The 24,334-nt window shown below is 62.2% G+C and carries 24 protein-coding genes; 17 read left to right on the top strand and 7 right to left on the bottom strand.

Features of this window, described 5'->3' with window-relative positions:
* Window positions 1–3: 3 nt before the first annotated feature.
* The gene (locus tag AC2YB9_RS03145; RefSeq protein ID WP_487267304.1) at window positions 4–705 is read right to left on the bottom strand and encodes a FadR/GntR family transcriptional regulator; all 702 of its coding nucleotides are present in this window, start codon (window positions 703–705) and stop codon (window positions 4–6) included.
* A 256-nt stretch (window positions 706–961) separates the two neighbouring features.
* On the opposite strand from AC2YB9_RS03145, the gene dctP reads away from it, so the two are divergent.
* From dctP to AC2YB9_RS03130, 3 genes are read left to right on the top strand one after another with little or no spacing between them, the layout of a single operon-like run.
* The gene (gene dctP, locus AC2YB9_RS03140; RefSeq protein ID WP_487267303.1) at window positions 962–2,026 is read left to right on the top strand and encodes a TRAP transporter substrate-binding protein DctP; all 1,065 of its coding nucleotides are present in this window, start codon (window positions 962–964) and stop codon (window positions 2,024–2,026) included.
* Window positions 2,023–2,670, top strand: coding sequence for a TRAP transporter small permease (locus AC2YB9_RS03135; protein ID WP_487267302.1), 648 nt, complete (start codon window positions 2,023–2,025; stop codon window positions 2,668–2,670). Before dctP ends, AC2YB9_RS03135 begins: the two co-directional genes overlap by 4 nt.
* A gap of 1 nt (window position 2,671) precedes the next feature.
* Entirely contained in the window at window positions 2,672–4,042 is a 1,371-nt protein-coding gene (locus AC2YB9_RS03130) for a TRAP transporter large permease (RefSeq protein ID WP_487267301.1), read from the top strand.
* Window positions 4,043–4,401: 359 nt separating this feature from the next.
* Here the strand turns inward: AC2YB9_RS03130 and AC2YB9_RS03125 are convergent, their stop codons facing one another.
* Both AC2YB9_RS03125 and AC2YB9_RS03120 read right to left on the bottom strand, forming a co-directional pair.
* Window positions 4,402–5,148, bottom strand: a complete 747-nt coding sequence (locus AC2YB9_RS03125; protein ID WP_487267300.1) for a sulfite exporter TauE/SafE family protein — start codon at window positions 5,146–5,148, stop codon at window positions 4,402–4,404.
* Window positions 5,141–5,908 carry a FadR/GntR family transcriptional regulator gene (locus tag AC2YB9_RS03120; RefSeq protein WP_487267299.1) on the bottom strand — a complete coding sequence of 256 codons (768 nt, stop codon included), beginning with the start codon at window positions 5,906–5,908 and terminating at the stop codon, window positions 5,141–5,143. The genes AC2YB9_RS03125 and AC2YB9_RS03120 overlap by 8 nt, the downstream gene beginning before the upstream one ends.
* A 109-nt stretch (window positions 5,909–6,017) precedes the next feature.
* On the opposite strand from AC2YB9_RS03120, the gene AC2YB9_RS03115 reads away from it, so the two are divergent.
* The 6 genes from AC2YB9_RS03115 to AC2YB9_RS03090 all read left to right on the top strand — a co-directional run bounded on the left by AC2YB9_RS03115 (window position 6,018) and on the right by AC2YB9_RS03090 (window position 11,894).
* A complete protein-coding gene (locus AC2YB9_RS03115) occupies window positions 6,018–7,214 on the top strand; it encodes a CaiB/BaiF CoA transferase family protein (protein WP_487267298.1) in 1,197 nt (398 codons plus the stop codon).
* Window positions 7,211–7,396, top strand: a complete 186-nt coding sequence (locus AC2YB9_RS03110) for a hypothetical protein (protein WP_487267297.1) — start codon at window positions 7,211–7,213, stop codon at window positions 7,394–7,396. Before AC2YB9_RS03115 ends, AC2YB9_RS03110 begins: the two co-directional genes overlap by 4 nt.
* On the top strand, window positions 7,393–8,814 hold the full coding sequence (locus AC2YB9_RS03105) for a carboxyl transferase domain-containing protein (RefSeq protein ID WP_487267296.1): 1,422 nt from the start codon (window positions 7,393–7,395) through the stop codon (window positions 8,812–8,814). The genes AC2YB9_RS03110 and AC2YB9_RS03105 overlap by 4 nt, the downstream gene beginning before the upstream one ends.
* On the top strand, window positions 8,811–9,635 hold the full coding sequence (gene mshD / locus AC2YB9_RS03100) for a mycothiol synthase (protein WP_487267295.1): 825 nt from the start codon (window positions 8,811–8,813) through the stop codon (window positions 9,633–9,635). The genes AC2YB9_RS03105 and mshD overlap by 4 nt, the downstream gene beginning before the upstream one ends.
* Before the next feature lie 115 nt (window positions 9,636–9,750).
* Window positions 9,751–10,398 (top strand): ABC transporter ATP-binding protein, encoded by a 648-nt coding sequence (locus AC2YB9_RS03095; protein WP_487267294.1) that lies wholly within the window; start codon window positions 9,751–9,753, stop codon window positions 10,396–10,398.
* Window positions 10,395–11,894, top strand: a complete 1,500-nt coding sequence (locus AC2YB9_RS03090; RefSeq protein ID WP_487267293.1) for a DUF6297 family protein — start codon at window positions 10,395–10,397, stop codon at window positions 11,892–11,894. The genes AC2YB9_RS03095 and AC2YB9_RS03090 overlap by 4 nt, the downstream gene beginning before the upstream one ends.
* Window positions 11,895–11,949: 55 nt before the next feature.
* Here the strand turns inward: AC2YB9_RS03090 and AC2YB9_RS03085 are convergent, their stop codons facing one another.
* Window positions 11,950–12,861, bottom strand: coding sequence for a type IV toxin-antitoxin system AbiEi family antitoxin (locus tag AC2YB9_RS03085; RefSeq protein WP_487267292.1), 912 nt, complete (start codon window positions 12,859–12,861; stop codon window positions 11,950–11,952).
* 133 nt (window positions 12,862–12,994) lie between these two features.
* Window positions 12,995–14,038: an alpha/beta hydrolase gene (locus AC2YB9_RS03080; protein WP_487267291.1), complete on the bottom strand. Its 1,044-nt coding sequence runs from the start codon at window positions 14,036–14,038 to the stop codon at window positions 12,995–12,997.
* A gap of 80 nt (window positions 14,039–14,118) precedes the next feature.
* Here AC2YB9_RS03080 and AC2YB9_RS03075 point away from each other — a divergent pair, with 80 nt between their 5' ends.
* Genes AC2YB9_RS03075 through AC2YB9_RS03065 form a run of 3 tightly spaced genes read left to right on the top strand, consistent with a single transcriptional unit; the run spans window position 14,119 to window position 16,849 of the window.
* Window positions 14,119–16,260 (top strand): RNA degradosome polyphosphate kinase, encoded by a 2,142-nt coding sequence (locus AC2YB9_RS03075; protein WP_487267290.1) that lies wholly within the window; start codon window positions 14,119–14,121, stop codon window positions 16,258–16,260.
* A 41-nt stretch (window positions 16,261–16,301) separates the two neighbouring features.
* Window positions 16,302–16,586, top strand: a complete 285-nt coding sequence (locus AC2YB9_RS03070) for a type II toxin-antitoxin system Phd/YefM family antitoxin (protein WP_487267289.1) — start codon at window positions 16,302–16,304, stop codon at window positions 16,584–16,586.
* Window positions 16,583–16,849, top strand: a complete 267-nt coding sequence (locus tag AC2YB9_RS03065; RefSeq protein WP_487267288.1) for a type II toxin-antitoxin system RelE family toxin — start codon at window positions 16,583–16,585, stop codon at window positions 16,847–16,849. The genes AC2YB9_RS03070 and AC2YB9_RS03065 overlap by 4 nt, the downstream gene beginning before the upstream one ends.
* Window positions 16,850–16,856: 7 nt before the next feature.
* Here AC2YB9_RS03065 and AC2YB9_RS03060 read toward each other — a convergent pair whose 3' ends face one another.
* Window positions 16,857–17,912, bottom strand: coding sequence for a hypothetical protein (locus tag AC2YB9_RS03060; RefSeq protein WP_487267287.1), 1,056 nt, complete (start codon window positions 17,910–17,912; stop codon window positions 16,857–16,859).
* Window positions 17,913–17,957: 45 nt separating this feature from the next.
* Between AC2YB9_RS03060 and AC2YB9_RS03055 the strand changes: the two genes are divergently transcribed.
* The 5 genes from AC2YB9_RS03055 to pstB all read left to right on the top strand — a co-directional run bounded on the left by AC2YB9_RS03055 (window position 17,958) and on the right by pstB (window position 23,009).
* Window positions 17,958–18,884 (top strand): NUDIX hydrolase, encoded by a 927-nt coding sequence (locus tag AC2YB9_RS03055; protein ID WP_487267286.1) that lies wholly within the window; start codon window positions 17,958–17,960, stop codon window positions 18,882–18,884.
* A 105-nt stretch (window positions 18,885–18,989) separates the two neighbouring features.
* A complete protein-coding gene (gene pstS / locus AC2YB9_RS03050; protein WP_487267285.1) occupies window positions 18,990–20,081 on the top strand; it encodes a phosphate ABC transporter substrate-binding protein PstS in 1,092 nt (363 codons plus the stop codon).
* 81 nt (window positions 20,082–20,162) lie between these two features.
* Window positions 20,163–21,104: a phosphate ABC transporter permease subunit PstC gene (gene pstC, locus AC2YB9_RS03045; protein ID WP_487267284.1), complete on the top strand. Its 942-nt coding sequence runs from the start codon at window positions 20,163–20,165 to the stop codon at window positions 21,102–21,104.
* Window positions 21,104–22,204, top strand: coding sequence for a phosphate ABC transporter permease PstA (gene pstA / locus AC2YB9_RS03040; protein WP_487267283.1), 1,101 nt, complete (start codon window positions 21,104–21,106; stop codon window positions 22,202–22,204). Before pstC ends, pstA begins: the two co-directional genes overlap by 1 nt.
* Window positions 22,205–22,229: 25 nt before the next feature.
* A complete protein-coding gene (pstB, locus tag AC2YB9_RS03035) occupies window positions 22,230–23,009 on the top strand; it encodes a phosphate ABC transporter ATP-binding protein PstB (RefSeq protein WP_487267282.1) in 780 nt (259 codons plus the stop codon).
* Between the two features lie 105 nt (window positions 23,010–23,114).
* On the opposite strand, the gene AC2YB9_RS03030 is transcribed toward pstB, so the two are convergent.
* Window positions 23,115–24,320 carry an acyl-CoA dehydrogenase family protein gene (locus AC2YB9_RS03030; protein WP_487268557.1) on the bottom strand — a complete coding sequence of 402 codons (1,206 nt, stop codon included), beginning with the start codon at window positions 24,318–24,320 and terminating at the stop codon, window positions 23,115–23,117.
* Window positions 24,321–24,334 lie beyond the last annotated feature (14 nt).

Genomic DNA, 24,334 nt, shown 5'->3' with positions numbered 1-24,334 from the left:
ACCTCAGCTGTGCAACGCAACTACGTTGCCGACCACTTCGACGTGCTCGTGCATAGCCCGCGCAGCGCCAAGAGCGTCACGTGCCCTGATGCAATCGGCAATCTGCGCGTGCAATGCCAACGAGATGCGTGGACGACCCGGCTGGGACAGCGATTCGATCCGCGTCTCCAAGATGAGGTGGCTGATCTCGGCCATCATCGTTGCCAGCAGGTTCGAATGCGCGGCCGCCGTGATCGCTGCGTGGAACAGTTCGTCAGCCTCGACGCCGCGCCCGCCAGCCTCAAGATCAGTTGCCATCGCCGCCAATGCTGAGTCAATCCGATCCATGTCGGCCGCCGTGTGGCGATCCGCAGCAAGTGCGGCGAGCTTGGTTTCCAAGGCATCCCGCGCATCGATGATCTCGGGCATCCGGTTGGCATGTTCGCGCAATTTTTCCATGATCTTTGCCGAGCCCGGGCGCTCGGTGAGAACCGCTCCGTCCCCATGGCGCACAGTTACGACGCCGATAACCTCGAGCGCAACCAGCGCCTGACTCAGGGTCGCCCGACTGACACCTAGTCTTTTCGCCATATCCCGTTCCGGCATCAACCTGTCACCAGGCTTGAGTTGGTTCTCAGCGATCCACGTCGTGATCTGCTGAGCCACCTGTTCATACAGACGCGGTCGTGCCACAGGGTAAATCTGTGACGGCAACTGAATACTCATAGCAGCATCCTATTGCCAAAAGCCACAGAAAACTTCGGAAACCACCTCACAGTGAATGCATAACCGGCTTGTTGCCAGCATTCGAAAATGATTCCTCGATTGCAACTGCCTTTACCGTTTTGATCAGTCGCTTCGTGTTCTTGACACAGGCATGTGTCTGTAGTCACACTGTGGACCAGTGGACCAGCCAGTCTGCCACTGCACCATTGCTTCATCGATCTTAAGTTGCCACGTCCCCTACCAAGGAGAACTCAATATGATCCGCCGCCGTCACTTGTCTGTCATGGCCATTGCCGTGCTGCCGTTGCTCGCCGCCACCGCATGTGGTGGGGGAAGCGGCAACAGTTCCGCCGCCGGTGGTTGCGAAGACGTAACGCTGCGTCTATCCCACCAATGGCCCGAGGCCACCTCCGGCGGCGGCGGAGACTTTCGCTCTCAGGTCGCCCAGAAATTCGCCGACGGGGTGGAAAAGGAGACAGACGGTTCGGTCAAGGTGCAGATCTATCCCAACAATTCACTAGTCGGGGCCACCGAGCAGTACGACGCTATGCAGCAGGGTGCGATCGACATGTCGGTCTTTCCGCTGGACTACGCCTCCGGGCGGGTACCCGCGTTCGGTATCACGCTGATGCCCGCATTGGTACGCAACCACAAGCAGGCGCAGGCGTGGAAGGACGCCAAGATCGGTAAGAAGGTCGAAGAGATCATGGACAAGGCCGGATCTAAGCCGCTCGTCTGGATCTGGAACGCAGGTGCCGTAGGCGTCAAGGGCAAGCCGATCCAATCGCCCGCTGATGTTCGTTCCGGTATGACGATGCGAGCGGCCGGAAGTTACGTCGAGAAAATGCTTAAGGACGCCGGCGCCGGAATCACCAGCCTTCCCTCGAGCGAGATTTATACTGCGATGCAGACGCACGTCCTTGACGCTGCGGTGACCTCCACAGGCTCGTTTGCGTCGTATAACTTGCAGGAGCAGGTCGACTCATACACATCACCCACCAAGAACACGTTCTGGTTCATGTTCGAGCCGCTGATCATCAGTAATAAGTCCTTCGACAAGTTGTGCCCCAAGCAGCAGGAAGCCGTCACGTCGGTCGGCGAGGGCCTGCAGGATTTCGCCAACAAGGCATCCGCAGCTGACGATGTACGCGTCGAGAAGGTCTTCTCCAAGGCGGGGGTGGACGTCGTACAGATGGACGATTCAGACTTTGCTGAGTGGGAGAAGCTCGCCAAGAAGCAGTGGAAGAAGTTCGCTTCATCGGTTGACGATGGTCAGAACCTGCTCGACATGGCCACAGCTGTAGACCCGTCTGCCTCATGACCGCGTTAAAATATTTCCTGAGCTTCAGATGGGCGAATCTGACCTCGGAGGTCACCGGCTACCTGAGCGGTCTGGCGCTTCTTGGTGCGACGTTCTCAACCGTGCATGGCGTGATGTCCCGGTACTTCTTCGGACACCCGACCATCTGGCAGACCGAGCTGAGCGTGTACCTATTGCTGTTCGTCACCTTCGTCGGCGGCGCCTACGGCCTTCGCCACCACGCTCACGTCGGCGTCGACATCGTGGTGGAAGCTTTGTCCGTGCGACCGCAGCTCATAATGCGTTTGGTCGCCGCCATTCTCTCGCTCTTCGTTGTGCTGGTGGTGCTGTGGACCGCGACGAAAATCTGGTGGGAGGCAGCCCAGAATGGGTGGACCACGTCCACCGTCTGGGCTGCCCCACTATCGATCGTCTACGCGATCCTGCCGCTCGGCATGCTGCTGGTCGCCTGCCAGTACCTCGCGTTCATCATCGAGGGAGTACTTGGTCTGCTGGGTAAGAAACCACTGGACCAGGTCGCTCTGCTAAAACAGCAGAATCCAGAATTGCGCGCCAATGAAGCGCTCGAAAACGACCAGCCAACCGCAGCTGAGACTTCTGGTGTGGCGACTGCCCGACCAACCCTGACTGACCGAGGAATTTGACGTGGATCCGCTCGCTCAGGGCGCCATCATCGCCGCGATGGCCCTCATATTTTTCCTCATCGGCATGCCGATCGCTTTCGCGCTCGGCATGACCTCAATCCTTTCGATCCTGATCTTCCTGGGGCCATCTCAATTCGACCTGTTCGCCAAGTTCGTCTTTGACTCGACCAATGACTTCGGCCTGCTGGCGATCCCGCTGTTCGTACTGATGGGCAACCTCTTCGGCGGGTCGGTCGTCAGCAGGCACCTCTTTGAAGCAGGGGAAGCCTGGCTGTCGCGGATCCGCGGCGGGCTTGCGATGAGCAGCGTGATGGCCTCCTCTATCTTCGCGGCATTGACCGGATCGAGCGCGGCCACCGCTGCTGCGATCGGCCACGTCGCAGTACCAGAGATGCGGCAACGCGGTGTGTCAGCCCGGATCGCGACCGGAGCGGTCGCAGCCGGCGGCACGCTGGGCATCCTCATCCCGCCCAGCGTGACATTGATTCTCTATGGCATTGCGTCGGAAGAGTCGATTGGCAAATTATTTGCGGCTGGCATCGTGCCAGGCATTGTCATCACGATTCTTTTTTGCATCTGGATCTACTTCGGCACCCAACTTGAGGATCGTCGGCTCGCACGCAAGGCCGAGCTAGTTGCGGCCGGTGACGGGACGATGCCCCCAGCGACAGGCGGAAGCACGGTTGTCGAAGCTCCGGAATTCACTTGGCCACAGCGGTTCTTCTCGCTGGTCAAAGTAATCCCATTCTTGCTGCTCATCGTGGCGGTCTTGGGAGTGCTCTACGCGGGCGTCGCTACCCCCAGCGAGGCTGCTGCAGTCGGCGTCGTCCTCGTGCTGATCCTCATCGGTGTTGTTTACCGAGGTATCGGTCGCAAACAGTTGACTCAGGTGCTCTTGGAAACCACGAACCAGAGCACGATGATCCTGATGATTGTGGCTTTCTCCGGCGTAATCGCGACCGTGCTCAGCTTCCTTCGTGTGCCGCAGGAATTGGCGAGCATCGTCACCGATATGGACCTGAACCGATGGGTCATCATGGTGATCATCAACCTTGTGTTGCTGGTAATGGGATGCTTCCTGCCGCCCGTCTCCATCATCGTGATGGTCACGCCGATCCTCTACCCGCTCATAATTGGACTCGGCTTCGATCCGATCTGGTTCGGCATCATCATGTCGATCAATATGGAGATCGGTTTGATCACGCCGCCGGTCGGGCTCAACCTGTTCGTGTTGCATGGGGTCGTACGCGACGTCCCGCTCAAGGACATCCTGATGGGCGCGCTGCCCTATACGTTCGTACTCGGCGCAGCGATCGTGCTCTTCTCGATCTTCCCGGGGGTCATTACCTGGCTGCCGAACATGTTGTATTAGTGCGATCAGTTCGCCGCCTTGGAGACTTTGCCTGCGCCAGTCATCACCTTCGATCTATTCAGTGCCCTGACCGATTCCCGCACCGGGGGAGCCGCGTTGTTCCCCCGGAGCTCATACTTACTTCGCAGCGGCTTGGAGCTTACAAACCAGATCGAAGGATTTACGAGCGGGCTAAAGCAGCGTGCGCTGGCGACCTTTTGCACATCGCGACGTCGGCGCGCGACGTACGGGGAGCTTTAGCGGCGGGGATCGACGCGGTGCGTCTGCTGCGGCCCGGTCATCAGTTGGCTTCCAGTGGGCCGAGGCCTACGCAGGAAGTGACCGGCCTGCTCGAACTGGCCGATGTGCTGGGGTGTTGATCAGAAGTACGCGTCGATCCCGAGCTTGATTGCCAGTGCGATGCCGGCGAGTCCGATCAACGTACGCAACAGTTGGGCGGACACGTGACGTACGACGATCGGCCCGATGCGGCCGCCAATTAGGCTGCCAATACCGAGCGGCACCACTGCGGCCCAGGCCACCGGAGCGAGTACTACGAAGGCCAGAGCGGCGACTCCGTTGGCGAGCATCAACAGGAGATTTTTCAACGCATTGCTACGGGGAAGGTTGCCGTCGGTGGCGGCGACGAGCAGAGCCAGGATCAGCACTCCTGCGGCAGCACCAAAGTAGCCCCCATACATAGCCACCAAAAAGATGCCCACGCTCATCCCTAAGCTGTCGCCGCCGTGCGCGAGCGTCCGGAGGAATGAGGGGTGTGGTTGCACTAAAATCATCACCGACGCAAACCCAATGAGCCAGGGAACCACTACGACGAACGATCCACCGGGCAACACGAGAAGCAACGCTGCACCCGAGGCGCCACCGAGGACCGCCAAGGTTCCAAGCCGCCGCAGCCGGGGAGCTTGCCCACGCAACTCGGGTCGAGACCCCAAGATGGCACCGACCCCGCCGCCAAGCAGGGCCACGGTGTTGGTCACATTCGCAGCGACGGGCGCCAATCCCACGCTGAGGAGGGCCGGGTAGCTGAACAAAGAAGCAAGGCCAGCGATGCTGCTCGCCAAACCAGCTGCGATACCGGCGACGAACAGCAGGATGACGTCATTCATCTAGTTCGCGAATTATCTCTCCGGTCAGCGTTGCGTCTCTCAAGAGCGCAACGTCGCTCACCATACGAAGGTGCTCAGCCATCGCTTCTCCCGCGACCGCCTCGTCCTGGGCGCGGATTGCATCCGCAATCTCCCGGTGACCGGCCAAGGATTGCTCCGGACGCTCTGGCTGGGACAACGACTCCAATCGACTCTCGTGAATAGCCGTCGAGATCGCCGCCATCAGATCGGTAAGCAACGACGACCGCGCCGCCGCGGTAACCGCGCGGTGGAAGAGCTCGTCACCCTCCAAGCCGCGCCCGCCTGCGTCGATGTCACGTTCCATGACAGCCAACGCGGCATCAATCCGCGTCAAATCTTCGTCGGTGCGCTGTATCGCGGCCAACTTCGCAATCTTGACCTCGAGCGCCTCGCGGGCTTCGATGATCTCCGGTAGCCGTCGGGTGTGCGCCTGGACCGCCGACAGAACCGCCGAGTCGGCGCGGGAACCCATCAGAATCGTGCCCTCGCCGTGACGAACTTCGACCAGTCCCTGGACCTCGAGCACCACTAACGCTTGGCGCACGGAAGTGCGGCTGACGCCGAGTCCGGCTGCGAGTTCACGTTCAGGAGGAAGCCAATCTCCGGCTGACAAGTGGAGCTCCCGAATCAGCAATAACAGCCGTTCCACAAGCTGTTCGTACAGCCGAGACCGGTGCATCGGCCGGAGCGCAAATGCGACCGGGTCGCCTCCCTTGGACGGCGCAGGTGGGTCTTCCATGAGACTTCCTTTCTCGCGGGCGGCTCGCTGGGCGGCCATATTTGACATGAGTGTAACGGAGGTCCAGTATTCAGGAGACTCAGCCACTGAGCCAAGGGAGACTCGTTCGATGGAACTGCTATCCGATGTACTTGTCGCTGACCTCACCCGCGCGTTGTCAGGTCCGCACGCGGCGATGATGCTGGGCGACCTCGGGGCTCGCGTCATCAAGGTCGAGCTGCCCGGTACGGGTGACGACACGCGGTCATGGGGACCCCCTTTCATCGGTGCGGCGGACGAACGCGAGTCGACGTACTTCATGTCGTGCAACCGCAACAAGGAATCGGTAACCGCGGACCTCAAAAGCGACGAGGGCAAAGACTTCCTCCGCCGCCTGGTGCGTCAGGCCGATGTGCTGATGGAGAATTTCCGGCCCGGAGTCCTCGACCGGCTTGGCTTCTCCGTCGAGGAATTGCACACGATCAACCCGCGGCTGGTTGTGCTCTCAATCACCGGCTTCGGTCACGACGGACCTGAGGGCGGTCGCGCCGGCTACGACCAGATCGCTCAGGGCGAGGCCGGACTGATGAGTCTCACCGGTTCGGGGCCCGCTGAGCCAACTAAGGTTGGCTTGCCAATAGGCGACGTACTGGCAGGAATGTATGGCGCGTACGGCGTCCTCGCTGCGCTGCACGAGCGCGACCAGACGGGTCGGGGCCGTGTCGTGCGCACCAGCCTCCTTGCCAGCATTATCGGTGTCCACGCGTTCCAAGGCACCCGCCACACCGTTGCCGGCGAGACCCCGCGGGCAATTGGCAACCAGCATGCCTCGATAGCGCCGTACGGGTTGTTCCAAACTGCCGACGCAGCCGTCCAACTCGCCGTCGGGAGCGACGCGCTCTGGCGCCGGTTCGCCCCAGTAGCCGAGCTCGACGTAGCCGACCCGCGGTTCACCAGCAACGAGCTCCGGGTGGCGCATCGGGTCGAATTGATTGCCGAAATCGAAAACGTGTTCGCGTCCGAAGGTGCCGAGGTGTGGCTGCAGCGTCTCGACGATGCCGGGGTGCCCGCCGGAAAAGTGCGGTCGCTCGACGAGGTCTATGCTTGGGAGCAAACCCTGTCCCAAGGGCTGCTGATCGAGGTCGAACATCCGACCGCTGGCCCGATCCGGCTGCCCGGACCGCCGTTGCGGTTCGACGACAACGCCTACGCGGGGGGCCGCGAGCAAAACCTTGCGCCGCCAACCCTCGGGCAACACGACGCCAGCGTTCGTGCCTGGCTGGATGAGGTCGAGACAGTTCAGAACTCGGGAGCGGACGACTCGTGAGTACGCGGCCTGACGCCCAGGCTCTGGCCGGGATGGACCTCGTCGAGGTCTACGCAGGGGAACAGACCACGAGCCAAAACCTACTAAATGAAGTCGAACATGAGACGCTGGGCCGACTGACGCTCCCGGTACTCAATTCAGACGGCGCGATCATCCGCGACTGGTTGAAAGAGGATTCATGAACACCCGCCAATCGGCACACGACCTGCTCGATCTAGTCCTCGATACCGATTCCTACGAGTCCTGGGACGATCCGGTAGACATCTCGGGGCATTCGGCCGACTATCAAGCCGCCCTTGTCAGTGCCGCCGAGCGCGCTGGCACCGATGAATCGGTCATCACCGGCCGCGGGCTGATCCGCGGCCGTCCGGTAGCCCTGATCGCCAACGAATTCCGCTTCCTGGCTGGCTCGATCGGTCAGGCTGCCGCATTGCGCATCACCGCGGCCGTACGCCGAGCTACCGCCGAGGGTCTGCCGATCCTTGCCGGCACGGCATCGGGCGGCACCCGTATGCAGGAGGGCACGCCCGCGTTCGTGCGGATGATAGACATCTCCCGGGCGTTGATGGACCACAAGGCCGCTGGACTCCCTTACCTCGTTTATCTGCGCCATCCGACCACCGGCGGCGTGTTCGCGTCGTGGGGATCACTCGGCCACATCACCGTCGCCGAGCCCGCCGCGCTCGTTGGGTTTCTCGGCCCGAAGGTCTATGAACTGCTCAACAACCGTGCCTTCCCGCCGGGTATCCAGACCTCGGAAAACCTCACCCGCCACGGCATTATCGACGCAGTTGTCCTCCCCGATGAACTGCCGGGCATGCTCGACCGGGCGCTCGCGATCCTCATCGATCCGCCATCAGAACCCGTACTCGCACACCGCACCGGAACCGCCAAACGTACCGGCGACGCGTGGGACTCGATCCAGCGAACCCGCACCGACACGCGGGCCGGCGTACGCGAGGTCATCCGTTATGGCGGCACCGGAACGATTCGGCTCCAAGGCACCGACGAGGGTGAGCGCGACAGCGCGCTACTCGTGGCACTGACCCGACTCGACGGACAACCGTGCGTCGTCATCGGCCAAGACCGCACGACGCAGACCCCCGCCACTCCGATGGGCCCGGCCGCGCTACGTGAGGCGCGCCGCGGCATGCGGTTGGCCAATGAGCTGCAGATCCCGCTTGTCTCCTTCATCGACACGCCCGGCGCTGAGCTTTCCCCCGAGGCCGAGCAGGGCGCAATCGCCGGTGAGATCGCGCGCTGCATCGCGAACATGTCCACGATGCGGGTTCCGACGGTGTCGGTCTTGCTCGGCGAAGGTTGCGGTGGTGGCGCACTCGCGTTGTTGCCGGCAGCCCGCACGATTGCCGCTGAACATTCTTGGCTTGCGCCGCTGCTGCCCGAGGGCGCCAGCGCGATCGTCTACGGCGACATCGAGCATGCGCCCGAGATGGCGAATGCCCAACGCATACGCTCCTTCGACCTGCTCGAGTCCGGCCTCGTCGACCACATCGTCCCCGAGCATGACGACGACACCCCGGAAGCATTCGCACGCGCGATCGCGGCCGAAGTGGGTGCGCAGCTACGCTCGTTGGCGTGAGCGTATTGGATCTTGCCGAGCGCGTGACCGCGTTCGACCATGTCGAACCCCTCAACGAGTCGACCCTGCTGGCCTTGGCGGCTGGCGATAAGCCGCGTGTCGACATCCGCTTCGAAGCGCCCGACGGCACCATGTTGGCGGCCGCTGTCGGCTTCGGCGATGCGCCGGTCGAGGCGATGGTCGATCCACGTTTTCGGCTCGGCGGGTTCGGAACCCGGCTCATTCAGGCGGCGCTGGACGAGGGCGAAACCTCATTCTGGGCGCACGGCGAGCTGCCCGGCGCGGTCAAACTCGCCGCGAAGCTCAAGCTGACCGCGGCCCGTACGTTGTTGATCCTGCGGCTCGAATTCGACGGTCCGATCGCTGCGGAGGTCGTGCCCGACGGAGTCGAACTGCGCCCGTATGCCGCTGGCGATGACGAAGCGATCGTTGCGGTCAACGGGCGGGCATTCGCGTCGCACCCCGAACAGGGCGCGATGGATCTGGCCGATCTGCGCCGCCGGATGAGTTCGGACTGGTTCGATCCGGCGGGACTGTTTGTCGCTGAGCGAGACGGTGTGATCGTCGGCTTCCATTGGACCAAGATTGAGGCGCTGCCCGATGGTGAGCGCCGTGGCGAGGTTTATGTCGTCGGTATCGATCCCGCTGCCCAGGGCGGCGGCCTGGGCAAGGCGCTGACCGCCCGAGGTCTGCGCCATCTACAGGATGCGGGCGTAGCCGAAGTGATCCTTTACGTCGAAGGCGATAACGCGCCCGCCCTAGCCGTCTACCGAACACTCGGCTTCAAGAACTTCAAGAAAGACACCCTCTTCACCCTCTAGCCCCACTAATCCCGCCTAATCCCGCCGACGAGTCACTCAGGTACGCTGACGAGTCACTCACGTACGCTGACGAGTCACTCAGCGCTATGTCGGACCGTACGACTACGTTGTGAACATGGCGAAGAAGTCCAAAGCAGAGCCCGTCCTCCGCGTTGCCGGTCTCCGTAAACGCTTCGGCAAATACGATGTGTTCGGCGAACTCAGCTTCGACCTCGCCGCCGGTCGCGCACTCGCACTGGTCGGGCCCAACGGGTCGGGCAAATCCACCGCACTACGTTGCATCACCGGTGTCGACAAGCCGTCAGAAGGCACCATCACATTGTGTGGCAACGCGATGGACGAACGGTCCCCCAAGATCCGCGCCGATCTGGCCGTCGTCATGGATGACCTCGATTTCTTCCCCGACCTCAGCGTCGTCGAGCACCTCGATCTGTTCGCAATGGCGCATCGCGTACCCGATGCCGAGGAGGTCGTCAACGCAGTTCTTGACGATGTCGGATTGACGTCGCGCTCGGCCCAATTGCCCGGCTCGCTGTCGTCCGGGCAGAAGCGTCGACTCGCGCTCGCCAGCGCCTTCGTACGGCCGCGCCGCCTACTCGTCCTCGACGAACCCGAGCAGCGCCTCGACGCCAGCGGACTTGAATGGCTCGTGGAGCGCCTCAATCTCGAGAAGAAACAGGGCCTGTCGATCATTCTGGCCAGCCATGACTCGGACCTCGTCGCCGCAGTTGCCGACAAAACACATACTTTCGCCGCCGTATGAGTACCGCCAAGATCGAGGTACGGGCGCTCCGACGGCAGATCCACGACTGGCGTGATGGGCGCGTCGATACCCGCATGATCGATGTGCTGGCCGATGCCTACATCGCCATTTTCGCGACGATCATGCTCGGCGCGATGGCGTTCAACGCGATTCGCCAAATCCGGATCGAGTCGACCGATGCATGTGCGTCCGCGGTCTGTTCGGATGCGCGGGCTTCTCTTCCCTGGGTTTTTGCCGCTGGTGGTCTTGCTGTTGTTCTTCTCCTCGCCCGGCTGTTGGGGCCGTTGATGGCGACCCCGGCTGAAGGATCGTGGCTGCTCTCTTCTCCTGCTGACCGGCGGGTCCTGCTTCGTCCGCGGTTGGCACGGGCCGCCGTACTTGCGCTGATCGCTGGCATCCTGATTGGCGCGGTTGATGCCACGATCGCCGGCTTCGATGTGTCGACCGGGGTCGTCTTCGCCGCGATTATCGTGGTGGGCTGTGCCGCTATGGCGATGGCCGCCGCGCTCGACCAAGCGCGGGAACGACAGGTCGCACAGTTCGGGTTGTGGCTACTCGGTGCAGTGATCTGGACCGGCTTGATCGGTGTTGCTGCCGGACACGTACCCGCCGGTTTGCCCGAACGGCCGCACTTTGGTCCACTCGGGGTTGTCGTTTGGGTGGCCGTCGCCGTGGCCGCGATCGCGTTGGCCTGGCGCGCATACACGGCGCTCGAAAGCATCCGCAAAGAGACGGTGACCGCCGGCGGAGCATTCCTGTCGAGCCTGTCGGGCGCGCTCGCCGGTCTTGATCTGGGTCTGGTCTATGACATCCTGCTGGCGCGCAAATGGCGCAGCCGGTCAATCGTGCGGCCCGTTCGTGGCGGGCCGTCGGGCAACTGGGCGTTGGTCTGGCGCGATGTCATTCGGCTGCGACGCTCGGCGCATACCGTCGTTGTTCTCGCCGCCGCGCTCGTCGTGCCGTATGTCGCCGCGACGCTCGACCTCGGCAAAGCAGTGCCAGCGATTGGCGCGCTCACCGCATTCCTCGCCGGTCTCGGACTGTGTTCGGGATTGCGAGTGCTGACACGAACGCCGGGGTTGATCCGCTGCTTCCCGATGCCCGCATCATCGGTACGGCAGGTCGGCCTCATCGTGCCGGGTGTCGTGTTGATCATTTGGGGACTCGCGTCCGCACCGGCATACCTGAATTCCATGGCCGAAGGCAATGCCGGCGCAGCGGTGTTGGTGGGCATCGCCGTCGGTCTCGCCGCGCTCACCGCGATCGCCCGTTGGGTCACGGCGCCCCCGCCGAACTATTCCGGCCCATTGGTTTCTTCGCCAAGTGGCGCGGTGCCGCCGTCGTTGTTCGGCAATGTTCTGCGTGGGCTCGATGTCCTGCTGCTCCTGACCGCGCCGATGTTGCTGGCATCGGCCACGCTGGGCGCCCAGATCTCCATCGCCCTTGCGTTCATCGTCCTGACGATCCTGATCAATCGGAAAATCCCCTCGGCTTAAGCCGACGAGTCACTCACGTACGCCGACGAGTCACTCACGTGCGCTGAGGAGTCACTCACCAACGGCGGCCGAGCGGCTTCATGCCCAATAGTTCACCAAGTCCCTGCTCGAAAGCGGGATCGGTTCCGAAGATGTCGGCATACACCGCGAGAATCAATCGGAATCCCAGTGCCTCCAGCAGCCTGCGCCGATAAGCATCACGTGACTGGTCAAATTTGGCGGTATGAAAACCGGCCCCATCAAACTCGACCCCGATCAGAAGGTGCGGATAGGCGAAATCGAGAAAGCGGGTGTTGCCATCGCGGTCAATAACCTCCCATTGCGGCTCTGGCAGCGGAAAGCCAGCATCACACATACGCAGATGGGTCCATGATTCACCGGGCGAAGAACACTGCGGTTCGATCAACAACGCCAAGCTGCGCGCCTGCCTGATGCCACGATAACCCTTGAGCCGGGCGTCGTACTCCATCATTTCTTCCTGCGTCACGAGCCCCGCGCGCGCCATCGAGTCGGCCGCTGACAACGCGTACGGACGCCACTTTTTACGCAAGAAATCCGAGGTCGTACGCACCGGCGTCGTGACTCGCAGGCCGTCAATCTCGACGATATCTTTAAGCGGTATGAGGGCTTGCCGGCATGCGAGGCCGTCAACGCGGGTGCGGCTCTGCCCGTGTGGAACCACGAGGGTCGGGCGGAGCGAATGACGTTTGCCCGGTGCGAACGTGTCGATGCCATAAATCCACGCCGCCCAATCATCGGCTACGAGCGCATGTGACGGGGCAATCAATTTCATCGCTTGGATGCGGAGCTCGCGAGTGTCAGGAGCGGCTGCGTCGACAAAGACCCGGTCGAGAATTCGGCGCACGACACCTTCACGGCGCGCCTGATACAGCTGGTTGGCGGTCATGCCGACGACGCCGCAGTCCTCAGCCAAGAACGGTAGTCCGTTGTTGAGCAAATTGTTCATACCGGCATACAAGCCGAAATTCGCAGAGCCTGACGTCAGTTATCCACAGCCCCCTCGTACGTGAGTGACTCGTCGGCGCACGTGAGCGACTCCTCGGCGCACGTGAGTGACTCGTCGGCGTAAGGGTTAGGGGTTAGGCGAGGGCTGTTTGGAGGGCGGCAGCGGCATGCGCCATGGCCTTCCTTGCGGCTGCGTTGACGCCCATGAGATTGGCGAAGCTGTGGATGAGCGACTCTTCGCAGTGATACTCCACCTCAACCCCGGCAGCGCGAAGCATGTCGGCATAGGCCTTGCCCTCATCGAGCAACGGATCGAAGCCGGCCGTGACCACATAAGCCGGCGCAACGCCAGTGACATCGTGGCGCAGCGGCGAGAGCCTCGGATCAGCCCGATCCTGATCGACACTCATATAGTTTGCCTCGGCCAGATCCATGAACGCCTTGCTCAGATAGAACCCCTCGGCGAAGGTGTCACGGCTCGGCGCCCGCTCGACAAAATCGACCGCCGGGTAGATCAGCAGCTGAAACTTCGGCGCCTGGAAGCCTTCCGTTACGGCGTGCTGGGCGATGATCGTGGCCAGATTTCCACCGGCGCTGTCACCGCCAATCGCGAGCCGATCGACATCGACCCCAATGCCCTCGGCATTTGCGACGATCCACTTCCACGCCGCCAAAGTGTCATCGAAGGCAGCCGGGAACGGCGCCTCCGGGGCAAGCCGATAGTCCACCGCGATGACTCGGACGCGCGCATGTTCGGCAAGGAACCGGCAGGTCGCATCATGGCTGTCGAGATCTCCATAGATCCAACCGCCACCGTGAATGAAGAACAGCGCGGGCAGGTTGCCGTGTAAGCCGCTCGGCGTGTAAATCCGCAACGGGAGCGGCCCGCCAGGGCCAGCAATCGTACGATCCGCAACCGCACCGATCGGCTGCTTCCCGCCGGCCAGCTGTGCCGACGACGCGAGCTGCTGGCGACCGCGCGGGATCGGCAGCGTCTCGATCGATGGCCCTTCAACCTTCTCCAATCGGAGCATCAACTGGACCTGCGGATCGAGCGTTTTGCCGTCGACGATGACCGGTTCGCCCGCCATTCGCCGGACGACAGGCTTCGGCAGGGCCATGATCGTACGAATGGCGCCGCTCTTAGCCGCCATGGCAACCGCTTTGGAGGAGATCATGGCCGCAAACGTAGCGCACACACGAAATCGTGAAACAAACGATTCACCCAAAGTTCACTTTTACCTGTCATCCTCAGACTATGGATTCTCAAGATCTGGACGTCGCCGAGCTGGAAGCCCCGGCGTCACCGGACTCGTTCGATGTCGACCCGCCATTCGACTCAACCGCGGGCGAACTCCCTGCCGACCGGTTCCTCGATCGCGAGTTGTCCTGGATCGCGTTCAACGCCCGGGTTCTTGAGTTGAGCCGCGACGAAAGCCTGCCGCTACTCGAACGCGTACGGTTCTCGGCGATCTTCGCAAGCAATCTCGACGAATTCTTCATGGTGCGGATCGCCGGTCTCAAACGGCGTATCGCGGCCGGCGTCGCGGTCCCCTCGGCCAGCCGGCTCAACCCACGTGAAGTCCTGCAGCAGAGCCTGACTTACAGCCACGAACTAATGGAGCGCCACGGCCGTGCGCTCACCGACACCCTCATTCCTGCGCTGGCGGACGAAGGCATCGAACTCCTGCACTGGGCTGATCTGCGCGCCGAGGAGAAGGCCGGCATCACGGCGCTGTACCGCGAACGCGTCTTCCCGGTTTTGACCCCGCTGGCGGTCGACCCGGCCCACCCGTTCCCCTACATTTCGGGCCTTTCGCTCAATCTTGCACTCACGATGCGCAATCCCGCCACCGGCAAGGAACACTTCGCCCGGGTCAAGGTTCCGCCAATCATCAACCGCTGGATGGCAGCGTCGCCGGGGCGTTATGTTCCGCTCGAAGACGTCATCGCCGCGCATCTCGACATGCTCTTCCCGGGTATGGAGGTCATCGCGCAGCATCCGTTCCGGGTCACCCGAAATGAGGACCTCGAAGTCGAGGAGGATGATGCCGAAAACCTGTTGAAAGCGCTCGAGCAGGAGCTGTTGCGGCGCAAGTTCGGCCCGCCAGTACGCCTCGAAGTCGAACCCACAATGGATCCGGGAGTTCTCGATCTGCTGGTTTCCGAGTTGGGGATCACCACCGATGAGGTGTTCGCACTCGAAGGCCCGCTCGATCAACGCAGCCTCAACGAGATCGCCGACCTCGACCGGCCCGAGCTCAAATTCGAGCCCTTCGTCCCAGGCACGCATACTGATATCGCCGAAGTCGAAACCGCCCGCCCGGCGGACCTGTTCAGCGCCCTACGCAAACGCGATGTCCTGGTCCATCACCCATACGATTCCTTTGCCACGAGCGTCCAACGCTTCCTTGCGCAGGCCGCCGCCGATCCACACGTTCTCGCGATCAAGCAGACGCTCTATCGCACGTCGGGCGACTCCCCCATCATCGATTCCCTCGTCGACGCGGCCCGTGCTGGCAAACAGGTGCTGGTCTTGGTCGAAATCAAGGCTCGCTTCGACGAGCAGGCCAACATCCGCTGGGCGCGCAAATTGGAACGTGCTGGCTGCCACGTTGTGTATGGGCTGGTCGGGCTCAAAACCCATTGCAAACTGGCCCTCGTCATCCGCGATGAACCCGACGGACTGCGCCGCTACGCGCACATCGGCACCGGCAATTACAACCCCAAAACGGCGCGCCTGTATGAGGACTTCGGTCTGCTGACCAGCAACATCGACATCGTCAAAGATCTCACCGATCTGTTCAACAATCTGTCCGGTTTCGCCCAGGGCTCGACCTACCGACGGCTGATGGTGGCGCCCGAGGAACTCCGCGCCGGCCTGCTCGAACGCATTGATCGCGAGATCGAGCATCAGCGTGCCGGCCGCCCCGCGCTCATCCGGATCAAGGTCAACTCAATCGTCGACGAGGAATTGATCGACCGGCTGTATGCGGCATCGCGCGCTGGCGTCCGGGTCGATCTGGTCGTCCGTGGGATTTGTGGGCTGCGTCCCGGCGTCCCCGATCTGTCGGAGAACATCCACGTACGCAGTGTGGTGGGCCGTTTCCTCGAGCACAGCCGCGTGTTCTGGTTCGCGAACTCCGGCGATCCGGAGGCGTGGATCGGCTCGGCCGATCTGATGCACCGCAACCTCGATCGCCGCGTCGAAGTGCTCGTCAACATCCCCACCCGGGCGCATACCGATGAGCTTGGTGAACTGCTTGAACGCATGATGGACGATTCAACGACCTCATTCCATCTGCAGAGCGATGGCACCTGGCAGCGACACGTCGGACCGTTCGACATCCAGCAAGAACTCATCGAACGCTCCCACGCGCGACGGCGCGTCCTGGGCTGACAGCCTTTAACATACGCGAATAAGACGCTAGAATTGTGTACATGACGACTATCCCGCTAGCCGTGGCTCGGGCACAGCTCTCCCAATATGTCGACGCCGCCATGAAGACACATGAGCGAATCGAGATCACTCGCAACGGCTCTCGTGCTGCAGTACTTCTCGGCGTCGATGACTACGACTCACTGTTGGAGACGGTCGAAATTCTGACCGACAAAGAACTAGTCCGAGAATTGAACACAGCGCTGACAGAGGCGGCCACCGGTGCGACCCATGATCTAGACGATGTGCTCGTCGAGATGCGGGAGCGCGGACGCGCTGCCCAGTGACCTATCAGGTGACGTTGTCGCACCAAGCCCGGCGAGCCCTCAACGAGGATCTTCCGGTCGCGGCGGCGTTTGCCTGTGCAGAGTTCCTCAGCGGGCCACTTGCAGGAAATCCACAACGGGTCGGGAAGCAATTACGCGGCCCATTGGAGGGACTGTATTCAGCTCGCAGAGGCGAGTTTCGGATCATCTATTCAATCCACGAAGACACGGTCATGGTGCATGTCGTGAACATCCGGCATCGCCGCGACGCATACCGCACCTAAAGCACACTCACGCCGAACAAGCAGCAAACAGCACGGGCCCGACCCCGGTCATGAAGTCTGAGTAGGAACGATTGAACTGGAAGTCGAGCGCGACTGTCGGCCCGTCGGTATGGGCAGCGTCGAGTTTCAGGACGTCAGCCATCGACCCGGCTCGGCCGATGAACTGACCGGTCGTCAGGTGCGACCGCAGCGCTGCCTGCCGACTGGCAATCGCGCCACTATCGAATGTCATCGAAAAGACCAACCGGCTCGCATCACCATCGTCGAAGATGGCCCGACCGGCATACCGATAGGCGCGCAGTGCGCCATAGGGTTGCACCGCGCTGCGGGCCTGGTTGCGTACTGATTCGTCCTGCTCGCCGAATCCGGCCGACTTGCACTCATCCTTCCCGTCGGCGACGTAAGCGCTGGCGGCGCCACGCAACGGATCAGCCGCCTGTCGAACGGCGACGACACCGGCGAGGGTCGGCCCGCGATCGCGATGCGCGGCAACAACATCAGCAAGATAGTCACGGCTCGAGCCGAAATAGACAAGCCCGTCGAACACCGCCGCGTTGGTCACCGCGGCCGGCAACGACCCGCCAGCGACAGCCGTCGATGACATGTCCGCGGACCAGATGCCGCGGCGCTCGACATACTTGGCCTTTTTCAATCCGCGCTCAACAATCGTCCGGTCGAGATCAGGCCCCATACCGGCCGCAGAAACCGAACCACCGACGGCCTGACCGTATGCCTCCCAATCCAGATCGGCGATCGACCACCCGAAGGCATCAACCATGGCCGGCGCCGCATCGGCGAGGACCGACCGTTCGGACAAGCCTCGGGTGAACGCCTTATCGGCCAGATCATTGGTCGGGCTCGACGCGTCAACGCCCAACCCATCGCGAATCTTGGCCCAGTCGGTGAACCCGATGATTCGGGTGTTGGCCGGCAGCGCATCGAGCGCCTGAGTCAGGTGGCCGCGGGAATCGGCGACCGTGCGTGAAATCGCCCAACCGCTGGCCAGCGCGACCACGATGACAATAATGGCAATGACGCCGGTCCGAAGACGCATACTGGACATGTCTCCTTAACCCGGTTTTCATCTCTGACAGGGACAATACGACGTATGGCACAAGAGCAGACGATTCGGGCCGCCGGTGGCGTCGTGTGGCGCAAAGGCACGAGCCCTTCAGGCAACGGCACCTCGATCGAAGTCCTCGCAATCCATCGCCCCAAGTATGACGACTGGACCCTACCCAAGGGCAAACTCGAACCCGGCGAGTCGCTGCGCGAAACCGCCGTGCGGGAGATTCTCGAGGAGACCGGCCTGCGCGTACGCCTGGGGATCCCCCTCCAACAGGTCGAATATCGGGTCGCCGCCGGCCCTAAACTCGTCGACTATTGGGTGGCGCGGCCGATCGGCGAAACCACCGGGGAGCGATTCACGCCCAACCAAGAAGTCGACGCGATCCGCTGGATCCGGCTTGGCAATGGGCAGCCACCCGGCGGCACCGCGGTCAGCGACCTTCTGACGTACCCGCACGATCGCGCTGTCATCGAGGAGTTCCGCACGCTGCGCGAGACCAAACGGCACAAAACTCGGACGCTCATCGTGCAGCGCCATGCCGAAGCGGTCGACCGCTTCGGCTTTGCGGGCGAGGACCTCGATCGGCCGCTCGATCCGGTGGGATTCGCGACCGCGAAGACGCTCATACCGGTCCTTGCCAGTTATGGCATCCGCAATGTCGTGAGCAGCCCGGCACTGCGTTGCGCGCAAACCGTCGAACCGTACGCCCACAGCATCAACACGTTCATCGAGATCGACGACCGGATGGGCGAGGACACCAAGACGTCGCTTCTGCGCCGGTCGTTGGTGGCATTGCTGGAGCGAAAGAAGCCAACCGTCATCTGTAGCCACCGGCCAAATCTTCCGGCCATCTGCGCCGAACTCGGCATCGGTCCGGTTGCGCTCAAACCCGGCGAATCCTTCGTTGTCCATCACCGTAAGGGCACCGTCTGTGCGACCGAGCACATACCGGTTCGCAGCTGTTAGAGGATCGTTCACGCTCCGTTCATCTCTCTCGACACGTTGGTACACCTCCGCTGTTTAGCGTCTGAGTGAAACCAAAAGTCATGAAACCCTAGAGAGGGATTAACAGTGAAACGCAATCGAATGGCCGTTCCGGCTGCAGCAGCGCTCGCACTCGCACTCGGCCTCAGCGCCTGTGGTGCAGCAAATGAAAATGCCAGTACGACCAGCGCCTCCTCGGACACCGTCTCCGGAACGCTCAACGGCGGCGGCTCCAGCGCGCAGGAATCAGCCGTTGCGTCGTGGAAGAAAGCGTTCCAGACCAGCAATCCCGATGTGACCGTCAACTACGATCCGGTCGGTTCGGGCGGCGGCCGCGAGCAGTTCATCGCCGGCGGCCTCCAGCTCGCCGGCTCCGATGCCTACCTCGATGACGCCGAACTCGCAAAAGCCAAAGCCCAGTGCAAGAGCGATGTCGTCGAAGTCCCCGTGTATGTCAGCCCGATCGCGGTCGTGTTCAACCTCGACGGCGTCAAGGAACTGAACCTCGACCCGAAGACGATCGGCGCGATCTTCCAAGGCACGATCACGAAGTGGAACGATCCAGCGATCGCCGCCGACAACCCGAAGGCCACGCTGCCCGCGACAAAGATCTCGCCGGTACACCGCTCCGATGATTCGGGTACGACCGAAAACTTCACCGATTATCTTGATCAGGCCGGTGAAGGCGCTTGGAAGGGCGGCACCACCAAGAGTTGGCCAATCAAGCGCGGCGAAGCAGCCGAAGGAACGTCGGGAGTCATCTCGGCCGTGAACAGCGGCAAGGGCACGATCGGCTATGCCGATGCCAGCCAGGCCGGGGCGTTGTCGGTCGCCAAGGTCAAGGTCGGCTCGACATTCGTCGAGTATTCGCCCGAGGCGGCAGCCGCCGTCCTCGACGCCTCCACAATCGTTCCGGATCGAGGCGTCAGCGATATCGCGATCACGGTTGACCGCAAGGTCAAGACCGATGGGGTCTACCCGATCGTGCTGGTGTCCTACCAGATCGCCTGCGAGAAGTACTCCGACAAGGCGACCGCTGACCTCGTCAAGAGCTGGTTGACGTTCATCGCAAGCACCGAGGGACAGGCCGATGCGGCCAAGGACGCCGGTTCGGCTCCGCTATCCCCCGACCTGAGCGCCAAGGTTGCCGCCGCGATCGATCTGATCTCGGCTGCTTGATGACGTTGGTGGCCGCCTTATCCGGGCGGCCACCTCGTCATCATCCACTCGCCACAATGTTCCCGTAGAGAGGCCGCCGAAGTGACCATAACCCGCACCCCACGAAGCGAACGCCCCGTGCGCCGCCGCGGTGACCGGGTTTTCGCTGGCCTCACAACCGGCGCTGGCGTTTCGATCTTGGTGATCCTCGCTGGCGTGGCCGCCTTCCTCATCGTCGAAGGAATCCCCGGCATCCTGGCCGATCCGTCCGAAGTCCAGAGCAAGCAGCACTTCCTGCCATACGTTTGGCCGCTCGTCTTCGGCACGCTCCTGTCCGGCTTCCTCGCGCTCTTGCTCGCGTTGCCAGTCGCGGTCGGGGTGGCGCTGTTCATCTCGCACTACGCGCCACGTCGCCTGGGCCACGTCCTCGGCTACCTGATTGACCTGTTAGCCGCAGTCCCGAGCGTTGTCTATGGCCTGTGGGGCATCCAATTCCTCGCCGGTCACATGGTCCCGCTGTATGAAAACCTCGCCGCGCATCTGAGCTTCATACCGTTCTTCGCCGGCCCCGCCTCGGTGACCGGCCGGACTGTCTTCACCGCCTGCATCGTGCTCGCGGTGATGATCCTGCCGATCATGACCGCGATCTGCCGGGAGATCTTCCTGCAGACACCACGCCTGCACCAAGAGGCCGCCCTCGCCCTCGGCGCCACCCGCTGGGAAATGATCCGCTTGACCGTTTTCCCGTATGCGCGCTCAGGCATCGTCTCGTCGGCAATGCTCGGTCTCGGCCGCGCACTCGGCGAAACGATGGCCGTCGCGATGGTGCTGTCCGCCTCCGGCGTCGTCACCCTCAACCTGATCAGCAGCACCAACCCGAGCACAATCGCGGCCAACATCGCACTCGGGTTCAAGGAGTCCAGCGGGCTCAGCGTCAATGCCCTGATCGCCAGCGGACTCGTGCTGTTCGTGATCACCTTCATCGTCAACTTCGCGGCGCGCGCAATCGTCAACCGCCGCAAAGAGTTCTCCGGAGCCAACTGATGACCACAACCCTCGCGCCATTAGCGCCCACACCGCAACCACCACCGCCGCCGTCTAATCTGGATCTCGGCCAGAGCCTGCGCGGCGCCCAGTTACCCAATTGGGCTGGCGCCGCCGCGCTCGGCATCGCCATCATCGCTGGCGGCGCTGCCTACTTCGCCGGTGTCGGTCCGGTCATGTCGGTCTTGCTCGGCTGGTTGCTCGTCGGTGCGGGTCTGCCGATCTGGTCGCGCATCGTCGAAGGTCGCCGCAAAGCCACCGACCGGCTCGTCACTGTGCTGGTTACCAGCTCATTCGTGCTCGCGCTACTCCCACTGTTCAGCATCCTGTGGACCGTCATCAGCAAGGGCGCCGCAGTCTTGTCGGTCGATTTCTTCAACAACTCGATGCGCAATGTCGTCGGCCCCGGTGGCGGCATCTATCACGCGCTGGCCGGCACGCTATTGATTACGTTCGCCGCGACGCTCATCTCGGTGCCAATCGGGCTGCTCACCGCGATCTATGTGGTCGAATATGGCAACAACGGCAAACTCGCCCGCTCAATAATCTTTCTGGTCGATGTGATGACTGGCATCCCGTCGATCGTTGCGGGGCTATTCGCTTACGCACTGTTTGTGATCTTCTTCGGGCCCGGCGTCCGGCTGGGCATCGGCGGCTCGGTCGCCCTGTCAGTGCTGATGATCCCGATCGTCGTACGGTCATCGGAGGAGATGCTCAAGCTGGTCCCGAACGAGCTGCGCGAGGCGGCATACGCGTTGGGCGTGCCGAAGTGGCGGACAGTCCTCAAGGTCGTGCTCCCCACCGCGCTCGCCGGAATCGTCACCGGCGTCACGCTCGCGATCGCCCGAGTAATCGGCGAAACCGCACCGCTGCTGGTCATCGCCGGCATCAGCGACTCGGTCAACTTCAACCTGTTCGAGGGCCGAATGGCAACCCTGCCGGTATTCGCCTATTCATCGGTGACCAATCCCGGCATCCCGCCGGGCCCCAGCATCGACCGAGCCTGGGGTGCGGCGCTCGTGCTCCTGATCATCGTGATGCTGCTCAATCTCATTGCGCGTCTCGTCGCGCACTTCTTCTCCCCCAAGGACGAGCGCTAACCCGCTCACCAGCGAAGGATTCAGCATGGCAAAAAATATCGACGTTTCCGGACTCGACATCTATTACGGCGATTTCCTCGCCGTCGAGGATGTCAGTATCGCGATCGCGGCGCGTTCGGTCACCGCGATAATCGGGCCGTCCGGTTGTGGCAAGTCGACCTTCTTGCGGTCGTTGAACCGTATGCATGAGGTCATTCCCGGCGCGCGTGTCGAAGGCAAAGTGCTCATCGATGGCCAGGATCTCTATGGCCGCGACATGGATCCGGTCAGTGTGCGCCGCGCGATCGGTATGGTCTTCCAGCGCCCCAATCCGTTCCCGACAATGTCGATCTATGACAACGTTCTCGCCGGCCAAAAGCTCAACTCCAAAAGGATGAAAAAGCTCGACGCCGATGTCATCGTCGAACGGTCCTTGCGCAGCGCGGGACTGTGGTCGGAGGTCAAAGACCGGCTCGGGCGACCCGGTTCGGGTCTGTCTGGTGGGCAGCAACAGCGGCTGTGCATCGCGCGTGCAATCTCGGTAGAACCCGAAGTCCTGTTGATGGACGAGCCCTGCTCGGCGCTCGATCCGATCTCAACAAGTGTCATCGAGGATCTGATCCAGGAGCTCAAGGAGTCCTACACGATCGTGATCGTCACACACAACATGCAGCAGGCGGCGCGGGTGTCTGATGAGACCGCGTTCTTCAACCTCGCCGGGGTTGGCAAGGCGGGCCGGCTGGTCGAGTTCGATCGGACCGAGAAGATCTTCTCCAATCCCGAAGACGCCGCCACCGAGGCCTACATCCAAGGACGGTTTGGCTGAACCTTGGTTTACCACGGTCACACGGCAAACCTCATCCGGACGCGGCAAGTATGCCGTGGAGAGGTTCAACTCTCCGGGAGACCGTGGTAAACCCGTGACGGGGGATCAGCTAAATGCATTCTCCCCGGTGAGCGCCTGGCCAATGATCAACGTGTGCATCTCGACGGTGCCCTCATACGTCAGCACCGACTCAAGATTGTTCATGTGCCGGATGATCGGATATTCGAGCGAAATACCGTTTGCCCCCAGGATCGTGCGGGCGGTTCGGCAGATCTCGAGCGCTTCGCGAACATTGTTGAGCTTGCCGAGACTGACCTGCGGTGGGAGCAGGGTGCCGCGATCTTTCGCACGTCCGAGGTGCAGCGCGAGCAGCGTGCCTTTTGTGAGTTCGAGCGCCATGTCGGCAAGCTTCTGCTGAGTCAATTGGAATCCGGCGATCGGCCGGCCAAACTGCTCGCGTGTCAGCGAATAGTCCAACGCTGTTTGGAAGGATGAGCGCGCAGCGCCCATCGCTCCCCAGACAATTCCGTAACGGGCCTCATTGAGACACGACAGTGGCCCTTTCAGGCCGGTCACCTCCGGCAGAACTGCATCGGCCGGCAACCGTACGCCGTCAAGAACGAGTTCGCTTGTGACCGAGGCGCGTAATGACATTTTGTGTTTGATCAGTGGCGCGCTGAAACCGGGTGTGTCGGTTGGCACGACGAAGCCACGAACGCCCTCATCGGTCATTGCCCACACGACGGCAACATCGGCCACGGATCCGTTGGTGATCCACATCTTGCGAGCGTCGAGCACCCAGTCGGAACCGTCACGCCGCGCTCGGCTCTTCATGTTGCCCGGATCGGAGCCGACATCGGGCTCGGTCAGACCGAAGCAGCCGATGGCATCCCCGCTGGCCATCCGTGGAAGCCAGGTGGTTTTCTGCTCCTCGCTGCCCCACTTCCAGATCGCGAACATGGCAAGCGAGCCCTGAACCGAAACGAGCGAGCGGATGCCCGAATCGGAGGCTTCGAGTTCAAGGCAGGCCAGGCCATATTCGGTCGCGGTCATGCCTGCGCAGCCATAGCCCTCAAGGTGCATACCAAGCAGGCCGAGCGAGCCGAGCTCCTTGGCGAGGCCACGGATGTCGGGGATCGTGCCGGCCTCAAACCATTCGGCGACGTGCGGGTCGATCGCGCTCGCGCAAAGTTTGCGCACCGAAGCCCGAACGGCGATCTCCTGATCGCTGAGTACCAAGTCGATCCCGGCCGGATCGAGCGGTTCGAAGGCGGGTTTGCCTTTGCCTGTTTTGGTATCCGCTGTTTTGATAGTCACTGTTTTGG

The organism is Aeromicrobium changchenzhani (genome assembly GCF_057586615.1).
Note: the sequence above shows the minus strand (reverse complement) of the source record. Positions and strands in the feature narration are given on the sequence as shown.

Bases quoted from the DNA above. Each gene is read 5' to 3' on its own strand.
- AC2YB9_RS03145 (WP_487267304.1), bottom strand. From the start codon at position 705: ATGAGTATTCAGTTGCCGTCACAGATTTACCCTGTGGCACGACCGCGT.
- dctP (WP_487267303.1), top strand. From the start codon at position 962: ATGATCCGCCGCCGTCACTTGTCTGTCATGGCCATTGCCGTGCTGCCG.
- AC2YB9_RS03135 (WP_487267302.1), top strand. From the start codon at position 2,023: ATGACCGCGTTAAAATATTTCCTGAGCTTCAGATGGGCGAATCTGACC.
- AC2YB9_RS03125 (WP_487267300.1), bottom strand. From the start codon at position 5,148: ATGAATGACGTCATCCTGCTGTTCGTCGCCGGTATCGCAGCTGGTTTG.
- AC2YB9_RS03120 (WP_487267299.1), bottom strand. From the start codon at position 5,908: ATGGAAGACCCACCTGCGCCGTCCAAGGGAGGCGACCCGGTCGCATTT.
- AC2YB9_RS03115 (WP_487267298.1), top strand. From the start codon at position 6,018: ATGGAACTGCTATCCGATGTACTTGTCGCTGACCTCACCCGCGCGTTG.
- AC2YB9_RS03105 (WP_487267296.1), top strand. From the start codon at position 7,393: ATGAACACCCGCCAATCGGCACACGACCTGCTCGATCTAGTCCTCGAT.
- AC2YB9_RS03095 (WP_487267294.1), top strand. From the start codon at position 9,751: ATGGCGAAGAAGTCCAAAGCAGAGCCCGTCCTCCGCGTTGCCGGTCTC.
- AC2YB9_RS03090 (WP_487267293.1), top strand. From the start codon at position 10,395: ATGAGTACCGCCAAGATCGAGGTACGGGCGCTCCGACGGCAGATCCAC.
- AC2YB9_RS03085 (WP_487267292.1), bottom strand. From the start codon at position 12,861: ATGAACAATTTGCTCAACAACGGACTACCGTTCTTGGCTGAGGACTGC.
- AC2YB9_RS03080 (WP_487267291.1), bottom strand. From the start codon at position 14,038: ATGATCTCCTCCAAAGCGGTTGCCATGGCGGCTAAGAGCGGCGCCATT.
- AC2YB9_RS03075 (WP_487267290.1), top strand. From the start codon at position 14,119: ATGGATTCTCAAGATCTGGACGTCGCCGAGCTGGAAGCCCCGGCGTCA.
- AC2YB9_RS03070 (WP_487267289.1), top strand. From the start codon at position 16,302: ATGACGACTATCCCGCTAGCCGTGGCTCGGGCACAGCTCTCCCAATAT.
- AC2YB9_RS03060 (WP_487267287.1), bottom strand. From the start codon at position 17,912: ATGTCCAGTATGCGTCTTCGGACCGGCGTCATTGCCATTATTGTCATC.
- AC2YB9_RS03055 (WP_487267286.1), top strand. From the start codon at position 17,958: ATGGCACAAGAGCAGACGATTCGGGCCGCCGGTGGCGTCGTGTGGCGC.
- pstA (WP_487267283.1), top strand. From the start codon at position 21,104: ATGACCACAACCCTCGCGCCATTAGCGCCCACACCGCAACCACCACCG.
- pstB (WP_487267282.1), top strand. From the start codon at position 22,230: ATGGCAAAAAATATCGACGTTTCCGGACTCGACATCTATTACGGCGAT.